Genomic DNA, 24962 nt, shown 5'->3' with positions numbered 1-24962 from the left:
CGCTGATGAGCCCCGCCACAGCTGTTGCACCGGTTGCTGCGAAGCGGCTGTCACAGACATCGCGCGTCTTCGAGGCGGCCTTCGAACCGGAGCCGGTGTGTGTCGGCCGCGCACGCCGGATCACGACGGCCTTCCTGGGGCTGTGGCACGTGCGAGGGTCGCTGGCCGACAACATCGTGCTCGTCGTCTCCGAGCTCGTCAGCAACGCCGTCGAGCACGGAGCAGGCGATGTCGTGCTGCGCGTGCGGTACCCCGACGACGAGATCCGCGTCGAGGTCACCGACGGCAACCCGGCTCCGGCCAGGAGGCGCGTCGCCGGTGATGACGACGTATCGGGGCGCGGCCTGCTGCTCGTCACGGTGCTCGCCCGGAAGTGGGGCGTCATCAACGACGGCCGTACCACCTGGGCCACCTTCCACGTTCCCTCAAGGAGGCCGTGATGGCGGCCGTTGACGACGTGACCGCCGCCGAGCTGCTGAGCTGGCCGGTTGGCGTCGAGGGCGAGCTGGAGCGCCGGATCGCGCACCTTCTGTGCCACTCCCTCGCTGACGAGGGCATCAGCGATGACTTGATCGACACCCTCGACGAAGTCCTCAGTGACCGGCCGGGACCAGCTGCCCCAGGCCGGAAGATCGACGCCCTTTTACTCCGCTGGGGCCTACCCGTCTCCCGGCGGCCTCCCGAGGTGGAGCCGCTGACCGCCGAGGACGCGGCACGCATCATCGACCGGTTCCGCCGGGCCACCCGCCAGCTGACACAGGTCGTTGCCCACCGCGTCGCGGTCTACCCGACCGAGGAGCTGCGCCTTCTGCTCGCCCTGCGCGACGAACAGCCGTCCCCGGCACAGGCGCTGTCGTACCTGCGCCGGTATGCCCTGGCGATCCTCGCGGTCCTGGACTTGATGGGAGACGACGCATGACACCTCCCATGGCAGACGTCGGGCCGCTTCGCCTTCGCATTCCTCTGCGCGCTCGTCCTCGTGGCCCTGTGCCGAGCACCGCAGCGGCGGCGGCCGACGCCCCTCATACACCGCCTGGCGGCCGACGACGAGATCCGATTCGCCGTGCTGTGCCAGCAGAACACCGACGCACGCCGAGGAGCTGAACAGTGACCACCACGTCCGTTGCGAAGGTCGTCCTCACACCCCGAGAGCGGCAGATCCTCGAGAGCCTGGCCACCGGTGACGCCCTGGCCGTGGTCGCTCGGGACCTCGAGATCCGCGAGGGCGCCGCTGCGGGCTACCTGAAGTTGGCAAAGAACAAGCTGCAGGGCGTGAGTGAGACCGCCGCTGCGGTCGCCGTCGGCTACGCCACCGAGGCCATCACCCGGCCTGTGCTCCTGGACCCCGCGGCGCTGTTCCTGCCGCGCGAACAGCGCGACCTCGTCCCGCTCATCGCACGGGGCATGGCCGCCGCGCAGATGGCAACGGAGCTTGACCGGCCGGTCACCGACGTACGTGCGGACGGCCGGGAGCTCCTGGCGGCCCTCCGGGCCCGCAACCGATCGCATCTGATCACCCGCGCGTGGCAGTTCCATGTCCTCACCGCGGGCCAGGTGATCGCATGGCTGCGCTGACTCACGGCCCAGCCCCCTGTACCGCCTGCCCGCCGCCCGGTGCGTGACGGTCCCGGACGGTGGGCGGGTGCACGACCCGGCAGCCGGGCCTGGAGCAAGGGTCGGCCGCCGGAGGAAGCGTGTGGGGAGGAGTCCCCCTCCCATCGGCCCCTCCCCACACGCCGACCGGAGCGAGCGGAGGGAAGAGCGTGCAGTTCCAGCCGAACCCCGACGGCTATCCCGCCCACTGGCGCATAGCCGCACCCGAAGGGCGGTGGCCTGGCTAGCGTCACAGCCGGCCAGGCGCCCTCACGGCTGCACCTAGACCTTCCGGCACGTGCCCCAGGCTGCCGGGCCGAAGCGACACGGCGTCGTCACCAGGCACCCAAGCGCCGGGACCCGACCGGGGCCCGGGAACCCTGCACCACCCCGTCAAGGAGGTACGTATGACCGCCGTCCACCTGGAGCAGCCGGTTGCTCCCGAGCAGCCGACCACCGATGTCGTCGACACGGCCGACGACCCGTTCCAGCTCGACATCACCTTCATCGAGAACACACCGGCGACCGAGACGGTGCTGATGTGCAGCACCGGCGACAACTGCGGGAGCTCCTGCCCGAGCGCCTGCACCACCTCGTAACCCAGGCCGGTCCGGCGGCGCGGGCCGGACGGAGCCGTCCGCCCGGCCCGCGCCCTTTCTGCCAAGAACGGAGTGTGGGCGATGACTCGCTTACGACACAGCCTGTACCGGGGTGCCGGGGAAGGGATGCTGCGCGCCGCGGCGAACCTCACCGGGCCTCACCTGCCTCCCTGGCCGACGCCCGCAGCTCCGCTCGAGCACTGGCGGTCATGGCTGGCCGCGGTGTGGGCCGATGACACCTATAGGCAGGCCGTCTCCGGCGCCAGCCCCGACCTGGCCCGCCAGGTCCAGGCGATCCTCGACGGGCGGTCACCGAAGGCGCGCCGGGTGAGGCGGGCGGCACTGGCCACCGCCCGGTACGCGATCAGGTACACGCGCCGTTCGACACCTTTTGGCTGGTTCGCGGGCGTCGCACTGATCGGGTTCGGCGACAGAGCTGAGGTGCGCGTCGGGGACCGCCACGCGGCAGTTGCCCGACCAGACCCGGTGGCGCTGGATGCGGCGATCAGCGACTGGGAAGCGGACGCCGAGCGAATGGCCGACATCGAGGTCTGTGTCAACAACCTGGCACGTCAGCGGGGTGGGCGCGTCTACGTTCCCTCAGAGGGCGCCTCGGAATTCTCGCTCGCGCTGACGCCTGCTCTCGCGCTGGTGATGCATACGGCACGCTCCCCGATCAGCTACTCGGCCCTGGCGGACAAGCTCGCCGCCGAGTTCCCGGACACGGCCGCGCACCACCGCTCCCGGCTGCTCGCTCAGCTGCTGCGGGTGCGACTGCTGCGGTCCTCGCTGCGCGCGCCCGCCACCGTCATCGATCCAGCCGGCTCCTTGACCCCCGTCCTGCGGGAGGACGCCCGGAGAAATTCGGCGGCGCCGGATCTGCGACTGGACGCCGCGGTGCGGCTGCCGAAGGCGGTTCTGACGGAGGCGGAGACCGCCGCGTCCGTCCTGACCCGGCTCGCCGCGCACCCGACGGGCACCCCGGTATGGCGCCGCTACGCCGAGCAGTTCGCCGACCGCTTCGGTGAGGGCGTCGAGGTGCCGCTGGAACTGGTGACGGACCCCGAGAGGGGCTTGGGCTTCCCCGACGGGTTCGGCCACGTGTCCGAGCCTCCCCGCCCGATGACCCGACGCGACCGGCTGCTGCTGGAGCTGGCCGGAACCGCGTTGGTCGAGGGCAACAGATCGGTGACCCTGACCGGCGCGATGATCGAGGAGCTGGAGGCCGCCGCGGGCGCATCCACGCTCCCCGCGCCCCACCTCGAACTGGGCGTGCGCGTCCATGCCGGTTCGACGTGTGCCCTGGACCGCGGGAACTTCCGCCTCCAGGTCCTGACCGTCTCCCGCGCGGTCGGCTCGATGACGGGCCGGTTCTGGCATCTGTTCCCCGCCACCGGCGCGTCGTACGCAGATCTGCCCACGGTCGAGCCCGGCGCGGAGCTGGTCCAGCTCTCCTTCCACGCCGGCCGCGTCCCGGCCGACCTGCTCACCCGTGCCCCGCGCGTGCTGCCCCGGCTGGTCAGCGTCGGCGAGTTCCGGCACCGCACGAAAGAGGTGCTGTTCCCGTCCGACGTCGCCGTCGGCATCCAGGGCAGCCGTCTCTACCTCACCGAGGCCGCCACCGGCACCCGCCTGGAACTGCTCGCACCGACCGCGCTGAACTTCCTGTGGAACAACTACACCCCGCCGATGGCCCGGTTCCTGGCCGAAATCAGCCGGGCCGCCACGCCGCAGGTGACATGGTTCGACTGGGGCGCGGCCTGGACCCTCCCGTTCACTCCGGCGTTGCACTACCGCCGTTCGATCCTGGTGTCCGCACGATGGAAGGTGCGTGCTCGCGATCTGCCCGACCGTACCGCGACGCTGGATGAGTGGGCTGGGCAACTGCGGGCCTGGATGGGCCGCTTCCGCGTGCCGGACTGCGTGCTCCTGGCCGAGGACGACCAACAGCTTCCCCTCGACCTGTGCCAGGGCATGCACCTGGACCTGCTGCGCGCCCACCTTGACGCCAGTCCGACAGGAGTCGCCACCCTGCACGACGCGCCGCCGCCGGACGCCGACGGCTGGATCGGCGGACGGGCCCACGACCTCGTCCTCCCGCTGAAGACACGCCCATGACCGCGACACCGCCCCTGCCAAGGACGCAGGACCTCTCCGAAGGCTCGCTCGGAATGGCGCTGCTGCACATCGAGCGCGGTGACCTCGCCGCCGCGCGAAGCAGCCTCACGCAGGCGGTTGCCGACGGCGTCAGCGCCGGAGGCAACGCCTCCCTGTTCCACGGCGCCCCGGCTCTGGAGTTCGTGCTCAACTGCGCCGGGCGCGTCGGCCGCGACGTCCGCGACGCCGTCGACCGCGTCGTGGAGGCCCGGCTGGCCGCGGCACATCGGCGGCAGGCATCCGGGGTGTTGCCGCGTCTCGCCGAGTTCGACCTGATCCGGGGCCTTGCCGGGCTGGGCGCATTGCTGCTGACCCGCGGCGAGACTTCGCCACGGCTGAAGAAGGTGCTGGCCTATCTGGTCTCCCTGGCACGGCCGGTCCGCGTCGAGGGCCGACAGGTGCCGGGATGGTGGTCCACGGCCGGACCCGCTGATGAACTGATGCCGGGCGGACACGGGAACAACGGTGTCGCACACGGCATCGCCGGGGTTTCGGCGGCGCTGTCCCTCGCCGTGAGACACGGCATCCAGGTGCCGGGGCAGCACGAGGCCATCGAGGTGTTCGCGCGCTGGCTGGACGTCTACGGCTGCCGCTACTGGATCACCTGCGACCAGCTGTCGGCCCCTCAGCCGCCCAGGCCGGGGCCCGCGCGCCCATCCTGGTGCTATGGCCAAGTCGGCATCGCCCGCACCCAACATCTGGCCGCGCTCGCCCTCCATGACCCGGCCCGCAGGCTCGCGGCAGAGGACACCATCGCGCACACGCTCGCCGACCCCGCCCCTCTGGGGCGGATCACCGACGCCTCGCTGTGCCACGGCTGGGCCGGCCTTGTGACCGTGGCCCGCGCCGTCGCCGACGACAGCCCCACACCTGACCGGTTCACACCGCTGATCGAAGACCTCAACAAGCGCCTTGCCGCCGACCTGGACCGACTGACGAAGCCCGGCCTAATGGAAGGCCGTACCGGCGCGCGACTGGCACTGGACGGCACGAACACCACGCGCTGGACCAGAGCCCTGCTGATCACCTGACCGCCGGTCCTCCAAGCCCAGCCCCATCGACGAGGAGCGCCCACGATCATGGACGTCGACGACGAGAACCTTCCAATCACCGCGCAGACGGACTGGTGGCATGCCAGCGTGTCGTTCCCGGGCGGCACCGTAACCCCCGCAGCCGCCCAGGCGCTGGCTTCCGCGCTGGGAGACCAGCGGTTCCATTTCCTGCGCAAGGACGGAGGGCTGCGCCTGCGCACAGAGCGCTCCGCGGCCGACCTACTGGACCGCCTCGTCGCCGACCAGCAGGTCAGCGGCTGGGTCGGCGGCATCTACGAGCCCGAGACCGAGGCGTTCGGCGGCCGAGAAGGCATGGACATCGCACACGACGTGTTCTGCGCGGACAGCCCCGCCGCCTTGGCCGAGACCGGCGGCCCGGGCGCCCGGGAGCGCAGCGTGCTGCTGCTGGCCGCCCTGATCCGGTCGGCCGGGCTGGACCCGTTCGAAGCCGGTGACGTGTGGACGAAGCTCGGCGCCCTGCGACCGCCCGTCACCCCGCCCGTCGGCCCCGCGCGCGACCGGGCGGTCGCGGCCATGCGCCGTCTGATGAACGCCGACGCGGCCCTGCGACCGGACGCCGAACCCGGCTGGGCAGAGCGCGTCACCGCCTTCGATGCGGCCGGTCGGCATCTGCGGCGGCATGCCGCTGACGGGCGGCTGATACGGGGCCTGCGCGCGGTGCTCGCCCATCACGCGATCTTCGCGTTCAACCGCGCCGGAGTGCCGGTCGGCGAACAGGCCGCTACCGCATGGATGGGCCGCCAAGTCGCCTTCGTCGCAGACCAAGCAGCCGACGTGTCGACCCACCGGTCCGCCTCACCGGACCCTAACCTCACTCGAATGGAGACCACCGTGACACCCGTCACCGACCCCGCTGAACTGCGCGGATCGCTCGTTAACCGCCTCATCGACAGCGGCCACCTGCGCACCCCCGCCGTCATCGACGCCTTCCGCAGCACCGAACGCCACGAGTTCCTCCCCGGCGTCGATCTCCAGAAGGCGTACATCGAAGACGCGGTGCCCACCAAGCACGACGAGACGGGCGAGATGATCTCATGCATCTCCGCGCCCTCGATCGTCGCCACCCAGCTTGAACAGCTCGGCGCGCAGCCCGGCCACAAGGTCCTGGAAGCCGGTGCCGCCACCGGCTACAGCGCCCGCCTCCTCGGCCGGCTCGTAGCCCCCGGCGGCCACGTGTGGACCGTGGACGTCGACCAGGACCTCGTCGACGGCGCGAACAAGAACCTCGCCCAGGCCGGTGCCTCGAACGTGACCGCCGTGCTGGCCGACGGCGCTGCCGGCCTTCCCGAGCGCGCGCCCTTCGACCGCATTCAGTTCACGGTCGGCGCGGGCGATGTACCGGTGAAGATCCTCGACCAGCTCGCTCCCGGCGGGCGCCTCGTTCTCCCGATGCGGATTCGCGGCAGCATCTCCCGCAGCTTCGCCTTCGAGCGGGACGGCGACACCTGGAGGACCGTCTCCTGCGAGATGGCCACCTTCGTGCCCCTGCGTAAGGGTGTCTGCGACGACGTCTACACCCTCGTGCGCTTGGAGGGCGAGGGCAACGTCCGCCTGGAGACCTTCAGTGAGCAGGAGGTGGACCGCGACGCGATCCGCACAGTCCTCGACCAGCAGCAGGCCAAGGTCTACACAGGGGTGAAGTTCCGCCAGGGCGACCCCTGGGAGTGGCTGTACCTGTACCTGGCCTCCGTGCTTCCCAACGGCCTGTCCCGCCTCCCCGGCCAGCGGCCCGGATTCACCCCGCACTTCGGCTGGGGCTCCATGGCCGCCCTCAGCGGCGACACCCTGGCCTACCTGACCATCCGCGAGGGAGAGGACGACACCGGCCGCTTCTGGGAGATCGGCGTCATCGGCCACGGCTCCCGCGCAGCCGAACTCGCCGACCAGGTCGCCACCGAGATCCGCGAATGGGACGAGGGCTGGGGCAACACCGCACCGGAACCCACCTTCCGCATGGCCGTCGGCGACGCCCGCGACCAACTCACGTCCGCAGAGACGCGATTCGTCATCGACAAGACCTACAGCCGACTCGTCGTCGACTGGAAGCGCAAGGGCTGACGACGGTGATCCCCGCGATAGCCAGCCGCATCCCACTCGTCCGACGCCCCAAGGCGCCCGCGCTACCACTGGACGAGCGCATCACTCACCTGAAGGGGCTGACCCTCGCGCCCGCTGGTGCGGGCCACCACGACCTGGTGGCCCGCACCAGCGGAGTCCTTAACTACGCCGCGCTGATCGCCTCCGACGCCGGGATGCCCGACCTGGCGGCCGACCTGTGCTGGAAGCAGCACAAGGTCTTCGTCGGCGCCGGACATCTCACGGGCGACATCGCCGTGATGGCGCTCATGCCCCTGATCAACATCTCCCGGCTGCTGACTCGTGAGGGCGACGGCGAAGCCGCCTACGACGTACTGACACGGCTGTACCACGCCGCACAGAAGCGTGGCTCAGCCGAGATCCGCGGCAACACCGTCGATCTGTCGATGCTGATCGACACGGAATCCAGCCACCGGAAGGTCTGCGAGGAGCTGTGGGTCACCGTGCTCGTCGACGGCGCCAGAGCCCTGGCACGGATCGGCCGCTGGACCGAAGCCGCCGAAGCAATGGCTGCGCACCGCGGCGTCGGCAACCGCCTCCTCGACGGCCGCCAAATCGTGATCATGTCGCTGATGGAACGCGGCCTCGACCAGCAGGCTCGCGACACGATCCAGTCCACCGTCCCCACCGAACCATGGGAGAACGCCATCGCCGCCCTCCTGCGCCTCCACTGCCAGCCCGCGACCTCACCCACGCCGCAACCGGAGCTGGACCTCGCCCTGCAGGAAACACTCGCACTACTCACCCCGCCCGACACCGCGACCGCAGTGTTCCAGACCCGAGCCGCACTGGTCGCGCTCGAACTGGTCAGCGACTGCGCCAGCCCTCACGCCGCCCTCCTGGAGGAAGCAGTCGCCGAAGTGGCCCGTCTCGACGCGTACGCTGCCCGTGACGTCCTGAACCACCACACGGCCCGGGCCCATCTGACCAGCGAGCACAGACAGAAACTCGACTCCGTGCTCACCGCGTCCGGACTCGGCGCAGGCAGCCTCCCGCAAGCCCACATGCACGCCCTCACCGAAGCCGTGGACAAGGCCGAAACTGCGCTTGGTCAACTTCTGTAACCCACCGAGCAGAACCCCACTCCGGCGCCAGGCACCTGGCGCTGCGGGTGGACGGACAGAAGCCGGTGCTCCGCCGCCTCACGGTCAGGAGTCTCCTCCACAGCGGCCACGCAGATACGAGGAGACCACCATGGAAGCCCGCCTCGACACGTTCGCAAGCCCCGTCGCGCGGAAGGTCGTGGGGCACCTCGCCGCCACCGCCAAGCCGCTGATCGACGCGGGCCTGCCGCTGACGGTCCAGGAACTGGTGAAGATCGAGCGTGCCACGGGTCGCAGCCTGCAGGACGAGTAGAGGTCCTTTTAGGGAGAAGCACCCGCACGGAGGAGGCGCCTGATGTTTGACGCCTCCTTCAGGTCGCCTACCGCGGTCAGCTTGCTGCGATCGCTGAATATGTCCACACATCTGCCGGGAGCTCGTGCTTCAGGCGCCAGCTGATCCCCATCGGTCTGCTGCTCGTGTGGCTTTCGTAGGTGGCAGGGCCGAGGAACATCCAGGGCTGGGACTTGCCTATGTCGGTGTTCTTGTAGCGCCGCATGAAGAGCAGGATGTGACTTCCCTGCTGTGCGTGCGCTTGGTAGCGGCGGCCGGTTCGGGAGTCCTCGGAAGTGGAGTTCTGGGACTCCCAGTGGAAGAGCGTCGGGCTGAGTGCGTAGTCCTTGTACCTGACCGTGGGAGAGAAGTCCCTCTCGTTCTTCTCTAACGTGATCAATAGGGCGTCGGTCCGCAACTCCTCCGCCCACTGCACGCCCTGGGCGAAGGATCGGGGCATCTGACCGCCGAAGCGGGCCACTCCGAGGGCGGCGAGGATCTCCGAGCGGTTGTATGAGCTGTGGACCTTCAACGGCACCTGGTTCAAGGAGCCCGTCAGCGGGAGGGGGAAGTGGTCTGTACGTTCGACGACGTAGGACAGCACCTGCGTGAGCTCGTCGCGCAGGGCGCTGTGCGGACGCAGAGATTCGAGGCCCTCCTGGAAGCTGGTGAAACCGCCTGCGTTGTCCCAGAGGTTGAAGAAGAGCATGCGGGCGTACGCCTGATCGGATGGCTCGAGGTCCGTGTAGGAAGGAGCGTCGTCGGCGAGGAGCCGCAGGTATGCCTGCGCTCGCTCGGGGTCGTCGACGTGGAGGAAGGCATGGACCCTCTTGAGGAGACCGGCCTCTCCTGGCGGTGTCGAATCCTGGACAAGGCCAGCTCGGCGAAGGATGCCCGTCCAGGAGTTGTCGCCCTTGTACAGCTCTCTGATCTCGCGTCGGCTTTCCACCAAGTAGTCGGCCAGTTGGGGCGTACGGTACGCCTTGACCTCGTTGACCAGTGTCTTCACCGTTGCGCCCAGTTGTGTACGGATGTTGCCGAGGACGAGGTCCTTGGACTTGCCCTCCAGGATGATCTGGCAGCCCGAGGGCAGTCGAGGGAAGTCACGCTCGATGTGGTCGACCAGCCGGTTGCGGGACAGGTTGGTCAGTGCCCGGAACTGTTCCTCGAATCGGAACTCAGCTCGGTGTTGCCCGATGAAATCGAGGACGGTGAGCACCGGCTTGGTCTCCGTCCGCCGCAGCCCTCGGCCGAGTTGCTGGAGGAACACCGTGGCGCTGCTGGTGGGGCGTAGCAGGAGCAGGGTGTCTACGTCCGGGATGTCGAGCCCCTCGTTGAAGAGGTTGACCGAGAAGATCACCTGGAGCTTGGCGTCCCGGAGGTCGGCGAGCGCCTGGGCGCGCACCTGCGCGGGGGAGTCACTGTCAAGCGCCAGGGCCCGGAAGTTGGCCTTGCGGAAGAAGTCTGCCATGAAGTGTGCGTGTGCCTTGCTCACGCAGAAACCCAAGGCGCGCATCGCTTCGGGGTTGGACACCTTGTCAAGGATCTGCTTCACCACGATACGGGCGCGTGCCGTGTTGCCCGTGTAGAGCTTGTCGAGGTCTTGTTCGGTGTAGGCGCCTCTCTGCCAGCTCAGGTTTGTCAGATCCGTGCCATCTGCAATGCCGAAGTAGTGGAAGGGGCAGAGCAGATCATTTTCCAATGCTTCCCACAGGCGCATCTCGGCCGCGATGCGGCCTTCGAAGAACTCGTCCTGGACATTGAGGCCGTCCATGCGCTCGGGGGTCGCCGTGAGCCCCAGCAGTTCCTTGGGCTTGAAACGGTCGATGACCCGGCGATATGTCGATGCGGTGGCGTGATGGAACTCGTCGATGACAATGACGTCGAAGTGATCGGGGGCCAACCGCTCCAACCGCTGGACGCTGAGTGACTGGACGCTGGCGAAGACGTGGTTCCACTCGCGCGGGTCCTCCCCGCCATGTAGTAGCTCCCCGAACGAGGCATCGTCCAACACTTCACGGTACTTGCGCAGGGACTGCCGGAGAATCTCCTTGCGATGGGCTACGAAGAGAAGCCTCGGTCGGTCGCCCAGTGACTCCCTGCACTGCCCGCGGTAGTCGAGCGCGGCCATCACCGTCTTCCCTGTGCCTGTCGCCGCGACGAGCAGGTTCCGGTGGCGCCCGCGTATCTCGCGCTCGACGCTCAACCGCTCCAGCATGTCCCGTTGGTGCGGGAAAGGGCGTACTTCAAGGCCGGAGAGGCTGATCCTCGCGTCGGAGGGCGTGCTTGAGCCGCTTGCCTGCGCTAGCGCCCCGTCCAGACGCTGCCCGTGGAGGTCAGGGTTGTAGGTCTCGAAGGCGGTGTCGTTCCAGTACGCGTCGAAGGTCGCCTCGAACTTGTCGAGTACCGCGGGTGTGGCGACGGACGACAGTCGTACGTTCCACTCCAGCCCGTCGAGCAACGCGGCCCTCGACAAGTTCGAGCTGCCCACGTATGCGGTGTCGAAGCCCGTATTGCGTCGGAGGAGCCAGGCCTTGGCGTGCAGCCGGGTCGAGCGGATCTCATAGTTGACTTTGACCGTGGCTCCGAAGTCGCGGACGAGACGGTCGAGAGCCTTCCGGTCGGTGGCGCCCATGTACGTGGTCGTGATGACTCTGATCGGCACGCCCCGCTCTTTGGCGGCGCGGAGGGAGTCTTCCAGAACCCGGATGCCGTACCACTTCACGAACGCGCAGAGCAGATCGATGCGGTCCGCGGTGGCGAGCTCTGCCCGCAGCTCGCTGCCAAGACTGAGGTCCTCGGGGGAGTTGGTGAGAAGCGAGGTTTCCGACAGCGGAGTGAGCGGGCGGATCGCGTAGGCCCCTGGGGCCTCCTGCTCGGCGAGTGCCAGGAGCTGTCGTGGCCCCTCGACCAGGCGGTTGACCGACTCCGGTTCGTCCTGCTCGGATGTACTGGCGGTCAGCGAGGCAAGTATGCGATTGGCGAAGGTCACCTGCTGATCGGGCGGAAGCTGCTTGAGCCGGCGGGCGACGACCTGCCCGATATGCCGAGCCAGCACATGAGGCGACGACTCCGCGCTGACCTCGGCGTTGATTGCCTTCCAGCCCGCGGCCTCGAGCCGAGTCAGCTCGGCATGCACACTGTCCGTGATCAGTTTTTCGTAGACACCCGCGACCGGCTCTGCCAGCTCCCCTGCATCTCCCACGCCCGCCCCCTCGATCAGTGCATCGGTGCGATCAGTTCTAACAGGGGCCACTGACAACCGGGGACGGTTCCCACACTCTCATCCCAGATAAGGTGCAGAGCGGCGCTCCAAGAAGTGCTGGAGTCGCAGCCGCTGCGTGTGGTGCATGGGCAGTGCCTTCAACTCGCTCGGTTTCACGAACCGCAGCTCCGTCGACTCCTCCGAGACCGTCGGCGAGCCACCGGTGATGCGGGCCGTGAAGCACGCATTGAATTGTCGACGGACCTCGCCGTCCGAATAGGCGATCACATGTCGCGGATCGGTGTACGTGCCGACCAGACCGGTGATCTCCACCTCCAGCCCGGTTTCCTCCTTCACTTCGCGTACCGCCGTGCCGGGGAGCGAGTCGCCCATCTCCATCCCACCACCGGGGAGCGCCCACAAACCGTTGTCCCGGCGCCGCTGCAGCAGAATGCGACCTTCGTCGTCCGTCACCACGGCCGAGGCGGCGACCACCAGGCTGTTGGGCTCGGGCGCGTGGGGATCGTCGTAGTACTCCGTGCGGGCCATCAGCTGCTCCTCGACCGGTCGAGCCGTCGCCGGAGCGCTTCCAGAGCCTCCATCGGACACCCCTGTAGATGATTCACGCCCGCCCGTGACACTCCCCATAGGACCGCCCCGCCCCGCACCAGCACCCCGCCCCCTTCTGGGGTGGCCACGGCGTTGCGCGGCCGCGGGCGGCCAGCGTGGTGGCGTACTGGGGGAGGAGGGTGGGGTCGGCCGGGGAGGTGCCCTCCGAGGCGGCGAAGGCCTCGTAGGAGGGGACCGTGCCGGGGACGATGCCCAGGTTGGGCGTGCCGGACGAGGCGAGTTCCCGCAGGGCCGTCTCCAGGGTGGTGACGTGCTCCTCGTAGGAGGGGTACTCGGCGGACAGTGACGGGTACGCCTCCAGCAGTTCCGCCAGTTCGTCGGCCGGCCAGTGCAGCATGGCGACCGGGAAGGGGCGGGACAGGGCCTCGCGGTAGGCGCCGAGTTCCGCGCGCAGCCGGGAGATCTCGGCCTCCAGGTCCGCCGGGTTGTCCGAGCCCAGTGACCAGACGCGCCCCGGGTCGTGGAGTTCGTCCAGGGAGACGGGCATCGAGTGGAGGGTGTCGGCGAGGGTGTCCCACTCGTCGTGGTCGGCGCCCAGCATCCTGCGGACCCGGTGGCGGCCGTACAGCAGCGGGTGTGTCGCGTACGGGGGTTCCGGGACGTCCGTCAGCAGCAGCCGCGCGCCCTCCGTGAACGTCTCGTGTGCGGCCTCCAGCTCGTCGTGGGACTCCAGCGCCTCCGCGACGATCACCCACGGGGCCGGGTCGCGCGGGGCCGCCGCGCGGACGCCGTCGATGATCGCCCGTGCCTCCGCCTCGTGGCCGTACTCCCACAGGTTCGACGCCTTGAGGGCCCGGACGAGCGCCGGGTTGTCCAACGCCCCGGAGCCCTCCGACGGGGACAGCAGGCGGTCGTAGAGCCTGGTCGCCGCGGGACGGTCGCCGGACAGCTCCAGATGGGCCGCGGCGCGCAGCAGCAGGGCCTCGGCATCCTCGGGATAGAGGCCGGCGGTCCGCTCCAGGCGTGCCGCCTCGGCGGTGTGGTCGACGTTCTCGGCAGGCGTGTCGGGGCGCATGAGGGACACCGTACTGCCGTGGGGTGACAGGGGTGAGGGCGTGGGTGCGTCCGCGGGCGCACCCACGCCCGACCGCGGCCCGCCTGCCGCCCCTGCGTGGGCCATCCACGCCCGTGCGTGGGCCATCCACGCCCGTGCGTGGACGCACCCACGCCCGTGCGTGGACGCACCCACGCCCGTGCGTGGACGCACCCACGCCCGTGCGTGGGCCATCCACGCCCGTCCGCGGTTCGCCTGCCGCCCATCCGCGGCTCCCCCGCGCATCGTCTGCGGCTCGTTCGCGCATCGTGCGTGGCCCGTCTGCGGCTCGTTCGCGCATCGTCCGTGGCCCGTCTGCGGCTCGTTCGCGCATCGTCCGTGGCCTGCCTGGGGTGTCTCCGCGGACCGTCCCTTCACCGCCTTCGACTCGTCGACGCGTGGGGCCGCATCTCGGCCACTGCCTTCCGCGGCCCCGTCCCCTGATGATCCGCGGCGGCCCGGCCGCCCTGTATGTCGGCCGCGTCCTGTATAACTGCGGACAGGAGTTCGGGAGGGGGAGCCGCGGTGGTGCGTGAGCGGAGGGGTGCCAGGCCACTCGCCGTGCTGGTGCTTCTCGTTCTCCAGCTCGTGCTGATCGATGCGGGGAGTCTCTCCGCCGCCACCGTCGCGTTCGCCGCGACCGCTGCCGCGGGCGCCGCGCTCTCCGTCTGTGCCCTCGCCGCCGCACGCTGCGCGCCCGCCGTGCCGCCCACGCGGGTGCGCACGGCCATCCGCGACCGCGCCCGGCGTACGGCCTTCCTGCCGCAGTGCGATCCCGACGCCCCGGGCCGGCGCAGGCCCCGAGCGCCCGGGCGGGCCCTTCCGGCGACCGCCGCGTAGGGGCCCCGGCACACACAGCACCAGAACCGTCCGCGGCCCCGCGCGGGGCGTGTCGTCATGCCGTTCCAGTCAATTCGTTCCGGCGCGACGCGACCCCGGAGGGTTCACTCACCCATGTCTGTTTTCAGTATTTCTGCCAGTTTGGTCGAGCAGCTCGCCGATCTGCTGCACCCGTTCTTCGGCGCCAACGCCGCCGCCACCGCCGTCATCCTGTTCACCGCGCTCGTACGGCTGCTCGTGCTGCCGCTGTCGCTGGCCGCCGCCCGCGGGCAGAAGGCCCGCGCCGCGCTCCAGCCGAAGATCGCCGAGCTGCGGCGCAAGCACGGCAGGAGCCCCGAGCGGCTGCAGCGGGCCGTGCTGGAGCTGCACGCCGAGGAGAAGGTGTCGCCGCTCTCCGGGTGCCTGCCCAGCCTGTGCCAGCTCCCCGCCTTCTTCCTTCTCTACCACCTGTTCTCCAGCTCCTCGATCGGCGGGCAGGCCAACGAGCTGCTGGACCACCGGCTGTTCGCCGCGCCCCTCGGCGGGCGGTGGGCCGACGCTCTCGGCGCGGGCGGGATCGCCGGCGGGGCCGGGCTCGTGTACCTCGGCCTGTTCGCGTTCGTGACCGCGGTCGCCGTCTTCGCCTACCGGCGGACCAAGCGGACGACGGCCCCGGCCCCCTCCGGCAGCGGCGTCGGCGACGACGTACCCGGCCTGCGCGCCGTGGCCAGGGTGCTGCCGTTCATGTCCTTCTTCACCCTGGTCACGGTCGCCGTCGTGCCGCTCGCCGCCGCGCTGTACGTGGTCACCAGCACGACCTGGAGCGCCGTAGAGCGGGCCGTCCTCTACCGGTGAACCGAGGGTGGCCGCCGCAACCTACGGTCCAGTACGTGAACGGGGTCTTGCCGAGTGGACATCGACCTTGGAGGATCAGCCAAGTCCTCCGATGGTTGCGCGCCGGCCGCACCCAGTCGCACCTCATCGGGCGGGGCGCCCGCGACGCCGAGGGAGTTGGAGAACATGAAGCTGCTGCGAGTAGGTGCGGCAGGAGCCGAGCGGCCGGCGCTGCTCGACGCCGACGGGACGCTGCGCGATCTGTCGGGGCTCGTACCGGACATCGACGGCGGCCTGCTCGCCGACGACGCGGCGCTCGGCCGGGTCCGCGGCGCCGCCGCGGCCGGTGAGCTGCCCGTGCTGGACGGCACCGGGCTGCGGATCGGGCCGCCGCTGGGACGGATCGGCAAGGTCGTGTGCATCGGGCTGAACTACCACGACCACGCCCGGGAGACGGGCGCCGAGCCGCCCGCCGAACCGGTGGTGTTCCTCAAGGCGGCGGACACCGTGGTCGGGCCGAACGACACCGTGCTGGTGCCGCGCCGGTCCACCAGGACCGACTGGGAGGTGGAGCTGGCCGTCGTCGTGGGGCGCACCGCCCGGTATCTGGAGTCGGCCGAGGCCGGGCTCGCGTGCGTCGCCGGGTACGCGGTCGCGCACGACGTCTCCGAGCGGGAGTTCCAGATCGAGCGCGGCGGGACCTGGGACAAGGGCAAGAACTGCGAGACGTTCAATCCGCTCGGGCCGTGGCTGGTCACCGCCGACGAGGTGCCCGACCCGCAGCGGCTCGCCCTGCGCCTGTGGGTCAACGGGGAGTTGAAGCAGAACGGTACGACCGCCGACCAGATCTTCCCGGTCGGTGAGGTCGTGCGCTACGTCAGCCAGTTCATGACCCTCTACCCCGGCGACGTCATCAACACGGGGACGCCGGCCGGAGTGGCCATGGGGCAGCCGGAGCCCAAGCCCTATCTGCGGGCCGGCGATGTCGTCGAGGCCGAGGTCGAGGGACTGGGGCGGCAGCGGCAGGAACTGAAGGCCGCCTGAGCGCTCCGCTGGAAGCGCCGCGATACGCCGTCGCTCGTCTGCGGTGCCATCGGTGCCGTCGTGGCTGGCCGCGCCTTTCCCCGCGCCCCTTCAGGGCGCCGCCGAACCGCAGCGGACTTCGCCCGACCTGCTTGGCCGCGCCTAGCCGAGCAGCGCGGCCAGCCTGCGCCAGCCCTCCCGGGGCAGGCCGGCCGGGTCGCCGTCCACCACCTGGAGGGCCACGTGGTCGGCGCCCGCCTCGTGGAACTCCGCGATGCGGCGGCGGATCGTGTCGTCGTCGCCCCAGGCGAACACCGCGTCGACCAGCCGGTCGCTGCCGCCGCCCGCGACGTCCTCCTCCGTGAAGCCCAGGCGCAGGAAGTTCTGCGTGTAGTTGGGCAGTTCCAGATAGCGGGCGAGGTAGGCGCGGGCGGTACCGCGGGCCTGCGCCGGATCGGACTCGAGTACGACCTTGAACTCCGGGGCCAGCAGCGGGCCGTCGCCGAGCCGCTCGCGGGCCTGTGCGGTGTGCTCGGGCGTGACCAGGTACGGGATCGCGCCCGCCGCCCGGTCCCGGGACAGCTCCAGCATCTTCGGGCCGAGCGCCGCCAGCACCCGGCGATGGGCCGGCAGGCCCGCCCGGTCCAGCTCGTCGAGGTAGCCGACCATCGTCGCGTACGGGCGGCCGTACCCCTGCACCCGCGGGCCGTGGCTGACGCCCAGGCCGAGCATGAACCGGCCGGGGTGTGCCACCTCGAGCTCGGCGAAGCGGGCCGCGGTGGCGGACGCCTCGTGGTCCCAGACGCTCTGGATGCTGGTGCCGACCACGAGCCTCGAGGTCGCCGCCACGAGCGGGGCGGCGTGGGTCGCATCCGTGTTGCCGCCCAGCCAGAGGGCGCCGTAGCCGAGCTTCTCCAGTTCGGCCGCCGCCTCGGCCCGCTCGTCACGCCGGCCCGCGTCCTCCGTGTCCGCGGAGCGCAGGCCGACGCTCCAGATCCCGTACCGTCCGACGGATTCCTTCAGCGCGGTCGTCGCGTCGTTCATCGGGTTCCGTCCCTCCGGTCGCGCCGTGGTCGGCGGTCCCGGCCACGTCCGTACTCGCTGCCAACAGGGAGGAGGCGGTGATCATTCCCGCGGATGTCCAGCACCGGACTCGCCGGACGCCTCGGACGGCTCCTGGTCGTCCAGGAACCGCTCCAGTGCCTCCACCACGAGCCGGTGATCCTGCAGCTGCGGCAGTCCGGACACCGTCACCGCGCCGATCACGCCGGCGCCCTCGACGGTGATCGGGAACGAACCGCCGTGCGCCGCGTAGGTGTCGGGGTCGAGGCGGGAGGACTCCTCGAACGTCGTGCCCTTCGCCCGGAACCGCGCGCCGACCAGGTACGACGCGGAGCCGTAGCGCTCCACCACCCTGCGCTTGCGGGCGATCCAGGCGTCGTTGTCGGGCGTCGAGCCGGGCAGGGCGGCGTGGAAGAGCTGCTGGCCGGCACGGTGGATGCCGACGGCCACCGGCGCCTGCCGCTCGCGGGCCAGCTCCACCAGGAGCGAGCCGAGCGCCCATGCGTCGTCATGGGTGAAGGCGCGGAAGACCAGACGGCGTTCCTGGGCCTGCAGCTCCTCCAGGCCGGGGGTCAGTTCCGGGGCGGTCGTCATGGGCGGGCTCGTTCCTGTCTCGTGGCTCGGCATAGGGTTCCGTGCGGTGTCACCGGGGTTTCCCGTGCGGCGTCGGGGGGTTCCCGGGTTGCGTCACGGGGTCTCCGGGCGGCCTCACGGGTTCCGCGTGGCAGCGCACGGGGATTCCCGTGTGGTCACGGGTTCCGGTGTGGCGGCACGGGTTCCGTGCGGGTCTGATGTCACAGGGTTCCGTGTGGCGTCACAGGGGCACCACCGCTCCGTCCCGGGCGGACCGGCGGGCCGCCTCCAGTACGTCCAGTGCCGCGGCGGCCTCGTGGGCACCCACCGGGTTGGGGCCGTCCGCGCGAAGGGCCTCGGCCACCGCCGCGTAGTACGCCGGGTAGTCGCCGGGCAGGGTCCGCTCGACGCGTCCGCCGCCGGTCGGCGGGGATTCCCCGGAGCCGACGCGGCCCCACAGCGACTCGTCCTCCTCGCCCCAGCCGGGGCCGGGCCGCCCGCCCTCGCGCAGCGCCGCCTCCTGCGGGTCCAGGCCGTACTTGACGTAGCCGGCCCTGCTGCCGAGCACCCGGAAGCGGGGGCCGAGCTGGGCCGTGGTCGCGGAGACGTAGAGGTGGGAGCGGACGCCGCTCGCGTGCGTGATCGCGATGAACGTGTCGTCGTCGGTCTCCGCGCCCGCCCGCCGGACGTCCGCCTCGGCGTACACCTGCCTGGCCGGGCCGAACAGCACCAGCGCCTGGTCCACGACGTGGCTGCCGAGGTCGTAGAGCAGCCCGCCGATCTCCGCCGGGTCGCCGGACTCGCGCCAGCCGCCCTTCGGCTTCGGCCGCCAGCGCTCGAACCGCGACTCGAAGCGCCACACGTCGCCCAGCGTGCCCTCGGCGAGCAGCTTGCGGAGGGTGAGGAAGTCGTTGTCCCAGCGGCGGTTCTGGAAGACCGAGAGCAGCAGGCCGCGGTCCTGCGCCAGGCCGGCCAGCTCGCGCGCCTCGGCCGCCGTGCCTGCGATCGGCTTGTCGACCACGACCGGCAGACCGGCCTTCAGGGCGGTGGCGGCGAGCGGGACGTGCGTCTTGTTGGGCGACGCCACCACGACCAGGTCCAGTTCGGCGGCCCGGTCGAACAGCTCGTCCGGCGTCGCGACCGTCCGTACGCCCGGGAACCCGGCGCGGGCCTGCTGCTGCCGGTCGGGGCGGGAGGTGACCACCGTGTCCAGGGTCAGGCCCTCGGTGGCGGCGATCAGCGGCGCGTGGAAAACGGAGCCCGCCAGGCCGTAGCCGACGAGGCCCACGCGGAGGGGGGTACCAGTCATGAGCCCCACTTTCGCAACGCTGTTGCCAAAGCGCAAGCGGCAGGGACAATGAGGGTGTGAACAGGAGTGACGCGTGAACCGAGGTGACGGGCGGCCGATCGGCGGGGGCGGGGGCGCCGGCCTCCCGGCCCTGCGCAGCCACAACACGGCGCTGGTGCTGGACCTGCTGCGCACCGCCGGTGCGGAGGGCATCAGCAGGCTGGAGCTGGCCGAGGGGACCGGGCTGACCCCGCAGGCGGTCAGCAAGATCACCGCCAGGCTGCGGCAGGACGGCCTCGTGGCGGAGGCGGGACGCCGTGCCTCCACCGGGGGCAAACCGCGGACGGTGCTGCGTCTGGTCCCGGGCGCGGGGCACGCCCTCGGGGTGCATCTGGACCGGGACGAGCTGCGCGTGGTGCTGGCCGACCTCGAGGGTGCGGTGGTGGGGGAGCGGCGCTCCCCGCTCGACCTCGGGGCGGGCGCGGAGGCGGTGGTGACGGCGGTGGCCCGGGAGGCGGAGGAGCTGGTGGCCGGGGTTCTGTCGAGCGGGGCTCCGGTGGGAGGGGAGGTGCCGCCTCCGGCCGCCGGAGCGCCTGCGGGTGAGGCTCCTGCGGCTGGAGGACTTCCGGACCGGGGCGTTCCGGATCGGGTGGTGCCCGGTGGGGCTGCCGGGCTCGCCGGTACTCCCACGCTGCTCGGTCTGGGCATCGCCCTCCCCGGTCCGCTGGACCACGCGCGAGGAGTACTGCACCGGGTCACCGGCTTCCCCGAGTGGGACGGCTTCCCGCTGCGGGACGCGCTGGCCGCGCGGCTGGGGGTGCCGGTGGTCGTCGACAAGGACACCAACGCGGCTGTGCTCGGGCTCGCCGTCGGTGCGCTGGGCGGGGACGGCGTCGCCCGGGGGTCCGGTGCGGGTTCCGGCGGGGGCTCCGATACGGGTTCCGGCGGGGGCGCGGGTACGGACTCCGGCGGGGGCGCAGGTGGGGGCACGGGCATCGGCAACGGCCGGGACGCCGACGGCAGCCCGGGTATGGGTGGCGGAGTGGCTATGGGCGGCGGGCCGGACGTGGGTGGTGGCCCGGCCACGGAGGGCGGCACGGTCTCGGGTATCGGCCCGGTCTCGGGCACCGGCCCGGACACGGGTGCGGGCCTGGCTGCGGGTACCGGCCCGGCCGTGGAGGGTGGCCCGGCCGTGGAGGGTGGTCCGGCCGTGGAGGGTGGCCCGGCCACGGACCCCGGCCACGGCCCCGGCCCCGGCCATGACAACGACGTGGACCCTGACGGTGCCGGTGGCCGTGACGGTGCCGGTGGCCGTGACGGTGCCCCTGGCCGTGAGGGCGCCCCTGGCCGTGACGGTGCTCCCGGCCGTGACCGCGGTATGGGATTCGGTCTCGGGTCCCATCAGGCCGGATCCTTCGCCTACCTGCACCTCGGTACGGGGCTGGGGGCCGGTCTGGTGATCGCCGGGAGTGTGCACCGGGGCACGCGGACCGGGGCCGGCGAGTTCGGGCACCAGGTCATCCAGCTGGACGGGCCGGTGTGCACCTGCGGCGCCCGGGGCTGTGTCGAGGTGCTGTGCCTGGCCGCCGTGGCCCGCGGTGACCTCGACGAGGCGGCCCGGGTGCTGGGCGCGGGCGCCGCCAACCTCGCCGGGCTGCTCGACATCGACCTGGTGCTGCTCGGCGGCCGTACCGTCGCCGCCGCGCCGGAGGTGTTCGTCCGTGGCGTGGGCGCCGTCCTGGACGCCCGCGCCCGGCGTGAGGGCGGGCGCGCAGGGGCCGTACCGGTGCACCTGGCGCCCGGAGGAGCGCGCGGGGTCGCCGAGGGCGCGGCGCAGTTGCTGCTCGCGCCGCTGTTCGGGCGGGGTGATTCCTGAGGGACCGGCCCGCCACCGGGCATCACGGGTCGGGTCCGCCGATCGGGCGGGTTGACGTCCGGGGTCCGGCCGACCTGCACACGGCACGGTTCGGGTACGCCGAACGCGTCGTTCCGTACCGCCGTCCGGAGCGCGCACACGGCATGGCGGTGCCCGGCGTCCCGGCGGACCGGCATGCTCATGTGTTCATGCGACTGTGTACGCCCATGTCCTCCTGCCTGGCGGCGGCAGCCGTCCTGCTCGGCGCGTCCGGGGCCACCGCCGCGCCCCCGCCCGCCGCGCCTCCTCGCCCCGGAGCCCCGGCCTCCGTCCCCGCACCGACCCTCCCTGTGCCCGCAGGCGACCCCGCAGGCGTCCCCGCACCCGCTCCCGTCCTGGCCCCGGCCCCCGCCCCCGCGGCGGCCCCCGCCCCCACCAAGCCCAGCCCCCGCCGGCTCCCCGCCTGCACCGCCTCCGACGATCACACCTTCCCCCTCGCCACCCGTATCCACGGCGGCCCGTCCGGCTACCGGCCCGGCGGCGGCCCCGGCACCTGGTACCTGGACCTGCGCAACACCACCGACCGCAGCTGCGCCGGCATCCACCCCGTCGTCGTCCTCGTCGACGAGGCACGCGCCCTGAAGCCCTCGCAGCCCCGCATGGAGTTCCAGGACGGCGACCGGTCGCACCCCGTGCGCTTCGAGGCGACCGACGCGGACGAGCTGATCGGCGCCTTCACCGGCGAGGACGACGACTTCCCCGGTTTCACCGTCGGCCCCGGCCGGACCGTCACCGTGAAGGTACGGCTCGCCGTGGCCGCGGGCGCCGAGCCGAACGAGGTCACCGCCAAGGCCGCCGTGGTCCAGCGCCGCGCCGACGACGGCGACTGGGTCGGCCAGTCCAACGACTACCGCTTCCGGATCGCCCCCGACGCCCCGGACCCGGCCGCGAGCACCACCGCGTCCCCCGCCCCGGCCACCGCCAGCGACGCCCTCGCCGGCACCGGAGTCCGCCGCACCTACTTCGCCCTCGCGTCCACCGCGCTGCTGATCGCCGCCGGGGCCGGCGTCGTACTGCTGGCCCGCCGGCGCCGCTGACCGCACGTTGCCCGCGCGCTGAGGACGAGGCCGAGGGCGAGGCCGAGGGCGAGCGCGAGGACAAGAACGGGGCCCACGCCTTCACCCCCGTCTGCGACGATCCCCGGGTGGACCACCCGAACGACCAGGCCCCCGGCGCCCCCGTCCGCTCCGGCATCCCGGAGCACGGCCGCGTGCCGAAGTACTACGCCGTGAAGGCGCAGATCGGCCGTCTCGTCGACGAGTCGGGGGAGGCCTCAGGGGAGTCCTCCCGGTCGGGCGGTCGTCGGTGAACCAAGGAATCCGGCGGGCGACCGCTGGAATCCCCTGGAACCCCCTGGAACCCCCGCCGTTGGGCGAGGGATGAAGTCGACGGGTCCCTGCACGACTTCGGCGGACGGCAGCCGGCCATGGAGTACTCCGGCGGGCTGCAGGCCAACAACGTCGGCCCGTCCGCCTCCACCGGAGAGCTCGCGCCCGAGGTCGCCATCTCCCGCACCGTGACGACGACGGTTCTCCCGTCATCGACGGGGTCCGGTCGAGCCGTCCCCTGATTAGGCTGGGGGCGTCGGTACGCCGTGGTTCCGGCGCCCCGCCCCTCCCGTACGACGCCAGGAGTTCGCACACATGGCAGACCGCAAGCCCATCGAGTCATGGCTCACCGACATGGACGGCGTCCTCATCCACGAGGGTGTCCCGATCCCCGGCGCCGACGCCTTCCTCAAGAAGCTCCGTGAGTCCGGCAAGCCCTTCCTGGTCCTCACCAACAATTCCATCTACACCCCGCGCGATCTGCACGCCCGGCTGCACCGCATGGGCCTGGAGGTGCCGATCGAGTCCATCTGGACCTCGGCGCTGGCGACCGCCCAGTTCCTGGACGACCAGCGGCCCGGCGGGTCGGCGTACGTCATCGGCGAGGCCGGTCTGACCACGGCACTGCACGACATCGGATACGTCCTGACCGACCACGACCCCGACTACGTGGTTCTCGGAGAGACGCGCACCTACTCCTTCGAGGCCATGACCAAGGCGGTGCGGCTGATCAACGGCGGGGCCCGCTTCATCTGCACCAACCCCGACGAGACCGGCCCCTCCACCGAGGGCCCGCTCCCTGCGACCGGCGCCGTCGCCGCCCTGATCACCAAGGCCACCGGCAAGCAGCCGTACTTCGCCGGAAAGCCCAACCCGCTGATGATGCGCACCGGCCTCAACGCCATCGGCGCCCACTCCGAGACCAGCGCCATGATCGGCGACCGCATGGACACCGACGTCCTGGCCGGCATGGAGGCGGGTATGCAGACCTTCCTGGTGCTCACCGGCCTGACCCGGCCCGAACAGGTCGAGTCCTTCCCCTACCGCCCGTCCCAGGTCGTGGACTCCATCGCGGACCTCGTCGACCGGGTCTGAGCCCGCCGTCCCGGTCCCGAGCCCCGTCCCGGCCCCGGTCCCGTCTCCCGGGGCCGGGGTCCGGCATGGTGAAATGCCTTACCACGCAAGAGAATCAGCCACCTCGGGGGACAGCGACGCATGACGGACACCAGCATGTACATCGGGCCCGACTCCGCCCCGGACCGGTACCGGCTGCTGCGCTCCATCGGGCGGGGCGGCGAAGCGGTGCTGTACCTGGCCGAGATCGAGCTGGGCGGGGCGAGCGAACCGGTCGTCATCAAGGTGTTCGACGCTGAGGCCACCCTGGCCCCGGCCGAGCTGACCAAGGTCAGCGCCCGGTGGAGCGAGCAGGCCGAACTCCTGCGGTTCGTGCACCGGCTCGGCGTCGTCGGTGTCCGCGAACACTTCGAGGGCATGCCCGCACACCGCAAGGGAGCGACCCCACCGGGCAGGTCCCTGTGCCTGGTCATGAACTACGTCGAAGGCGTCGACCTGCGCGACTGGCGGGCGGAGCACCCGCTGGACACGCCCTCCCAGCGGCGGGAGGCGGTGCGCTTCCTGGAGCAGCTGGCCGAGGTCCTGGACTGGCTGCACGCGGGCAAGGGCACCCCCTCCGGCCGGGTCGTGGTGCACGGCGACCTGTCCCCCGGCAACGTCATGGTCGACGCCAACGGACAGGCCACCCTCGTCGACTTCGGGCTCAGCAAGCTCACCGCCGAGCACCGCACCGCCGAGGTGTGGTTCACCCCCGGGTTCGCCGCGCCGGAGGTCTTCGAGGGACTGCGCACCCCGGCGACCGACCGCTACGCCTTCGGGGCCATCGCCTACTTCCTGCTCAGCGGCCGGCCACCGGCCCACACCCCCGAACAACTGCGCCGGCAGTTCCTCGACCTGCCCGAACTGGCCGCGCTGAGCGACGAACGGCAGACGGAGGTGGCGGCGGTCTGCGCCACCGAGGCCGGGGAGCGCCCGGAGTCGCTGATGCGGTGGGTGGCCGGCCTGCGCACCGCCGTGATCTCCACGACGACGGCTCCCTCCCGGCGGGCCGCCGACGGCACCCCCTCACCGGTCCCGGTGGACGCGCCACCCGCTCCAGCGCTGCCGCCCGCCCAGCCCTCCGCCCCGCCGGCCGTGCCCACCCAGGCTCCCGCGGCGGCGCCATCAGGTGGGGACCACGCCCCCACCGTGCCGACGGACGGCCCCGTCCCGTCGGCACCCCCCCCCCCCCCCCCCCAGGGGGGGCCGGCGGGCCCCCCCCCCCCCCCCCCCCCCCCCCCCCCCC

At 71.6% G+C, this 24962-nt stretch carries 21 protein-coding genes and 4 pseudogenes; 19 read left to right on the top strand and 6 right to left on the bottom strand.

Going from position 1 to position 24962, the window contains the following annotated elements; genetic code table 11:
• The first annotated feature begins 5 nt into the window (after positions 1–5).
• From V5O46_RS20560 to V5O46_RS20520, 9 genes are all read left to right on the top strand, one after another.
• Positions 6–440, top strand: coding sequence for an ATP-binding protein (locus tag V5O46_RS20560; RefSeq protein ID WP_332886102.1), 435 nt, complete (start codon positions 6–8; stop codon positions 438–440).
• On the top strand, positions 440–919 hold the full coding sequence (locus tag V5O46_RS20555; RefSeq protein WP_332886101.1) for a hypothetical protein: 480 nt from the start codon (positions 440–442) through the stop codon (positions 917–919). Before V5O46_RS20560 ends, V5O46_RS20555 begins: the two co-directional genes overlap by 1 nt.
• 188 nt (positions 920–1107) lie before the next feature.
• On the top strand, positions 1108–1575 hold the full coding sequence (locus tag V5O46_RS20550; RefSeq protein WP_332886100.1) for a LuxR C-terminal-related transcriptional regulator: 468 nt from the start codon (positions 1108–1110) through the stop codon (positions 1573–1575).
• Between the two features lie 425 nt (positions 1576–2000).
• Positions 2001–2192 (top strand): FxLD family lanthipeptide, encoded by a 192-nt coding sequence (locus tag V5O46_RS20545; RefSeq protein ID WP_332886099.1) that lies wholly within the window; start codon positions 2001–2003, stop codon positions 2190–2192.
• An 81-nt stretch (positions 2193–2273) separates the two neighbouring features.
• Positions 2274–4310, top strand: a complete 2037-nt coding sequence (locus V5O46_RS20540; RefSeq protein WP_332886098.1) for a lantibiotic dehydratase family protein — start codon at positions 2274–2276, stop codon at positions 4308–4310.
• Positions 4307–5380: a lanthionine synthetase C family protein gene (locus tag V5O46_RS20535; protein WP_332886097.1), complete on the top strand. Its 1074-nt coding sequence runs from the start codon at positions 4307–4309 to the stop codon at positions 5378–5380. The genes V5O46_RS20540 and V5O46_RS20535 overlap by 4 nt, the downstream gene beginning before the upstream one ends.
• Positions 5381–5428: 48 nt before the next feature.
• Complete coding sequence (gene fxlM, locus V5O46_RS20530) at positions 5429–7480, top strand: methyltransferase, FxLD system (protein WP_332886096.1); 2052 nt, start codon at positions 5429–5431, stop codon at positions 7478–7480.
• Between the two features lie 137 nt (positions 7481–7617).
• On the top strand, positions 7618–8583 hold the full coding sequence (locus V5O46_RS20525) for a hypothetical protein (protein WP_332886095.1): 966 nt from the start codon (positions 7618–7620) through the stop codon (positions 8581–8583).
• A 130-nt stretch (positions 8584–8713) separates the two neighbouring features.
• Positions 8714–8875 carry a hypothetical protein gene (locus V5O46_RS20520; protein WP_332886094.1) on the top strand — a complete coding sequence of 54 codons (162 nt, stop codon included), beginning with the start codon at positions 8714–8716 and terminating at the stop codon, positions 8873–8875.
• Positions 8876–8951: 76 nt separating this feature from the next.
• Here V5O46_RS20520 and V5O46_RS20515 read toward each other — a convergent pair whose 3' ends face one another.
• From V5O46_RS20515 to V5O46_RS20505, 3 genes are all read right to left on the bottom strand, one after another.
• A complete protein-coding gene (locus V5O46_RS20515; protein ID WP_332886093.1) occupies positions 8952–12098 on the bottom strand; it encodes a DUF3427 domain-containing protein in 3147 nt (1048 codons plus the stop codon).
• 78 nt (positions 12099–12176) lie between these two features.
• The gene (locus V5O46_RS20510) at positions 12177–12647 is read right to left on the bottom strand and encodes an NUDIX domain-containing protein (protein WP_332886092.1); all 471 of its coding nucleotides are present in this window, start codon (positions 12645–12647) and stop codon (positions 12177–12179) included.
• Positions 12648–12720: 73 nt separating this feature from the next.
• A complete protein-coding gene (locus V5O46_RS20505; RefSeq protein WP_332886091.1) occupies positions 12721–13743 on the bottom strand; it encodes an SEC-C domain-containing protein in 1023 nt (340 codons plus the stop codon).
• Positions 13744–14286: 543 nt separating this feature from the next.
• On the opposite strand from V5O46_RS20505, the gene V5O46_RS20500 reads away from it, so the two are divergent.
• The 3 genes from V5O46_RS20500 (at position 14287) to V5O46_RS20490 (ending at position 16458) form a co-directional block, all read left to right on the top strand.
• The gene (locus tag V5O46_RS20500; RefSeq protein ID WP_332886090.1) at positions 14287–14601 is read left to right on the top strand and encodes a DUF6412 domain-containing protein; all 315 of its coding nucleotides are present in this window, start codon (positions 14287–14289) and stop codon (positions 14599–14601) included.
• A gap of 114 nt (positions 14602–14715) precedes the next feature.
• A complete protein-coding gene (locus tag V5O46_RS20495; protein ID WP_332886089.1) occupies positions 14716–15435 on the top strand; it encodes a YidC/Oxa1 family membrane protein insertase in 720 nt (239 codons plus the stop codon).
• A gap of 165 nt (positions 15436–15600) precedes the next feature.
• Positions 15601–16458 carry a fumarylacetoacetate hydrolase family protein gene (locus tag V5O46_RS20490; RefSeq protein ID WP_332886088.1) on the top strand — a complete coding sequence of 286 codons (858 nt, stop codon included), beginning with the start codon at positions 15601–15603 and terminating at the stop codon, positions 16456–16458.
• A 141-nt stretch (positions 16459–16599) separates the two neighbouring features.
• On the opposite strand, the gene V5O46_RS20485 is transcribed toward V5O46_RS20490, so the two are convergent.
• The 3 genes from V5O46_RS20485 to V5O46_RS20475 form a co-directional block, all read right to left on the bottom strand.
• Positions 16600–17481 carry an LLM class F420-dependent oxidoreductase gene (locus V5O46_RS20485; RefSeq protein WP_332886087.1) on the bottom strand — a complete coding sequence of 294 codons (882 nt, stop codon included), beginning with the start codon at positions 17479–17481 and terminating at the stop codon, positions 16600–16602.
• A gap of 81 nt (positions 17482–17562) precedes the next feature.
• Positions 17563–18093 (bottom strand): heme-degrading domain-containing protein, encoded by a 531-nt coding sequence (locus V5O46_RS20480; RefSeq protein ID WP_332886086.1) that lies wholly within the window; start codon positions 18091–18093, stop codon positions 17563–17565.
• Between the two features lie 220 nt (positions 18094–18313).
• The gene (locus tag V5O46_RS20475) at positions 18314–19381 is read right to left on the bottom strand and encodes a Gfo/Idh/MocA family oxidoreductase (RefSeq protein ID WP_332886085.1); all 1068 of its coding nucleotides are present in this window, start codon (positions 19379–19381) and stop codon (positions 18314–18316) included.
• Between the two features lie 73 nt (positions 19382–19454).
• On the opposite strand from V5O46_RS20475, the pseudogene V5O46_RS20470 reads away from it, so the two are divergent.
• From V5O46_RS20470 to V5O46_RS20440, 7 genes and pseudogenes are all read left to right on the top strand, one after another.
• Positions 19455–20243: pseudogene (locus V5O46_RS20470) on the top strand (ROK family transcriptional regulator); the annotation flags it as partial.
• A gap of 522 nt (positions 20244–20765) precedes the next feature.
• Positions 20766–21236 (top strand): annotated as a pseudogene (locus V5O46_RS20465) (ROK family protein); the annotation flags it as partial.
• Positions 21237–21442: 206 nt separating this feature from the next.
• Complete coding sequence (locus V5O46_RS20460; RefSeq protein ID WP_332886084.1) at positions 21443–22312, top strand: hypothetical protein; 870 nt, start codon at positions 21443–21445, stop codon at positions 22310–22312.
• A gap of 107 nt (positions 22313–22419) precedes the next feature.
• Positions 22420–22545 (top strand): annotated as a pseudogene (locus V5O46_RS20455) (GntR family transcriptional regulator); the annotation flags it as partial.
• Between the two features lie 123 nt (positions 22546–22668).
• Positions 22669–22776, top strand: a pseudogene (locus V5O46_RS20450) (2-aminoethylphosphonate ABC transporter substrate-binding protein); the annotation flags it as partial.
• Positions 22777–22918: 142 nt separating this feature from the next.
• Positions 22919–23698 carry an HAD-IIA family hydrolase gene (locus V5O46_RS20445; protein ID WP_332886083.1) on the top strand — a complete coding sequence of 260 codons (780 nt, stop codon included), beginning with the start codon at positions 22919–22921 and terminating at the stop codon, positions 23696–23698.
• 120 nt (positions 23699–23818) lie between these two features.
• A partial coding sequence (locus V5O46_RS20440; RefSeq protein WP_332886082.1) for a serine/threonine protein kinase occupies positions 23819–24962 on the top strand: 1144 nt, incomplete at its 3' end.

Source organism: Streptomyces poriticola, from assembly GCF_036689765.1.
Classification (GTDB): Bacteria; Actinomycetota; Actinomycetes; order Streptomycetales; family Streptomycetaceae; genus Streptomyces; species Streptomyces poriticola.
This window is presented reverse-complemented; position numbering and strand designations above follow the sequence as displayed.

Bases quoted from the DNA above. Each gene is read 5' to 3' on its own strand.
- V5O46_RS20520 (WP_332886094.1), top strand. From the start codon at position 8,714: ATGGAAGCCCGCCTCGACACGTTCGCAAGCCCCGTCGCGCGGAAGGTC.
- V5O46_RS20560 (WP_332886102.1), top strand. From the start codon at position 6: ATGAGCCCCGCCACAGCTGTTGCACCGGTTGCTGCGAAGCGGCTGTCA.
- V5O46_RS20535 (WP_332886097.1), top strand. From the start codon at position 4,307: ATGACCGCGACACCGCCCCTGCCAAGGACGCAGGACCTCTCCGAAGGC.
- V5O46_RS20505 (WP_332886091.1), bottom strand. From the start codon at position 13,743: ATGCGCCCCGACACGCCTGCCGAGAACGTCGACCACACCGCCGAGGCG.
- V5O46_RS20485 (WP_332886087.1), bottom strand. From the start codon at position 17,481: ATGAACGACGCGACGACCGCGCTGAAGGAATCCGTCGGACGGTACGGG.
- V5O46_RS20490 (WP_332886088.1), top strand. From the start codon at position 15,601: ATGAAGCTGCTGCGAGTAGGTGCGGCAGGAGCCGAGCGGCCGGCGCTG.
- V5O46_RS20475 (WP_332886085.1), bottom strand. From the start codon at position 19,381: ATGACTGGTACCCCCCTCCGCGTGGGCCTCGTCGGCTACGGCCTGGCG.
- V5O46_RS20495 (WP_332886089.1), top strand. From the start codon at position 14,716: ATGTCTGTTTTCAGTATTTCTGCCAGTTTGGTCGAGCAGCTCGCCGAT.
- V5O46_RS20510 (WP_332886092.1), bottom strand. From the start codon at position 12,647: ATGGCCCGCACGGAGTACTACGACGATCCCCACGCGCCCGAGCCCAAC.
- fxlM (WP_332886096.1), top strand. From the start codon at position 5,429: ATGGACGTCGACGACGAGAACCTTCCAATCACCGCGCAGACGGACTGG.
- V5O46_RS20540 (WP_332886098.1), top strand. From the start codon at position 2,274: ATGACTCGCTTACGACACAGCCTGTACCGGGGTGCCGGGGAAGGGATG.
- V5O46_RS20545 (WP_332886099.1), top strand. From the start codon at position 2,001: ATGACCGCCGTCCACCTGGAGCAGCCGGTTGCTCCCGAGCAGCCGACC.
- V5O46_RS20480 (WP_332886086.1), bottom strand. From the start codon at position 18,093: ATGACGACCGCCCCGGAACTGACCCCCGGCCTGGAGGAGCTGCAGGCC.
- V5O46_RS20460 (WP_332886084.1), top strand. From the start codon at position 21,443: ATGTCCTCCTGCCTGGCGGCGGCAGCCGTCCTGCTCGGCGCGTCCGGG.
- V5O46_RS20445 (WP_332886083.1), top strand. From the start codon at position 22,919: ATGGCAGACCGCAAGCCCATCGAGTCATGGCTCACCGACATGGACGGC.
- V5O46_RS20555 (WP_332886101.1), top strand. From the start codon at position 440: ATGGCGGCCGTTGACGACGTGACCGCCGCCGAGCTGCTGAGCTGGCCG.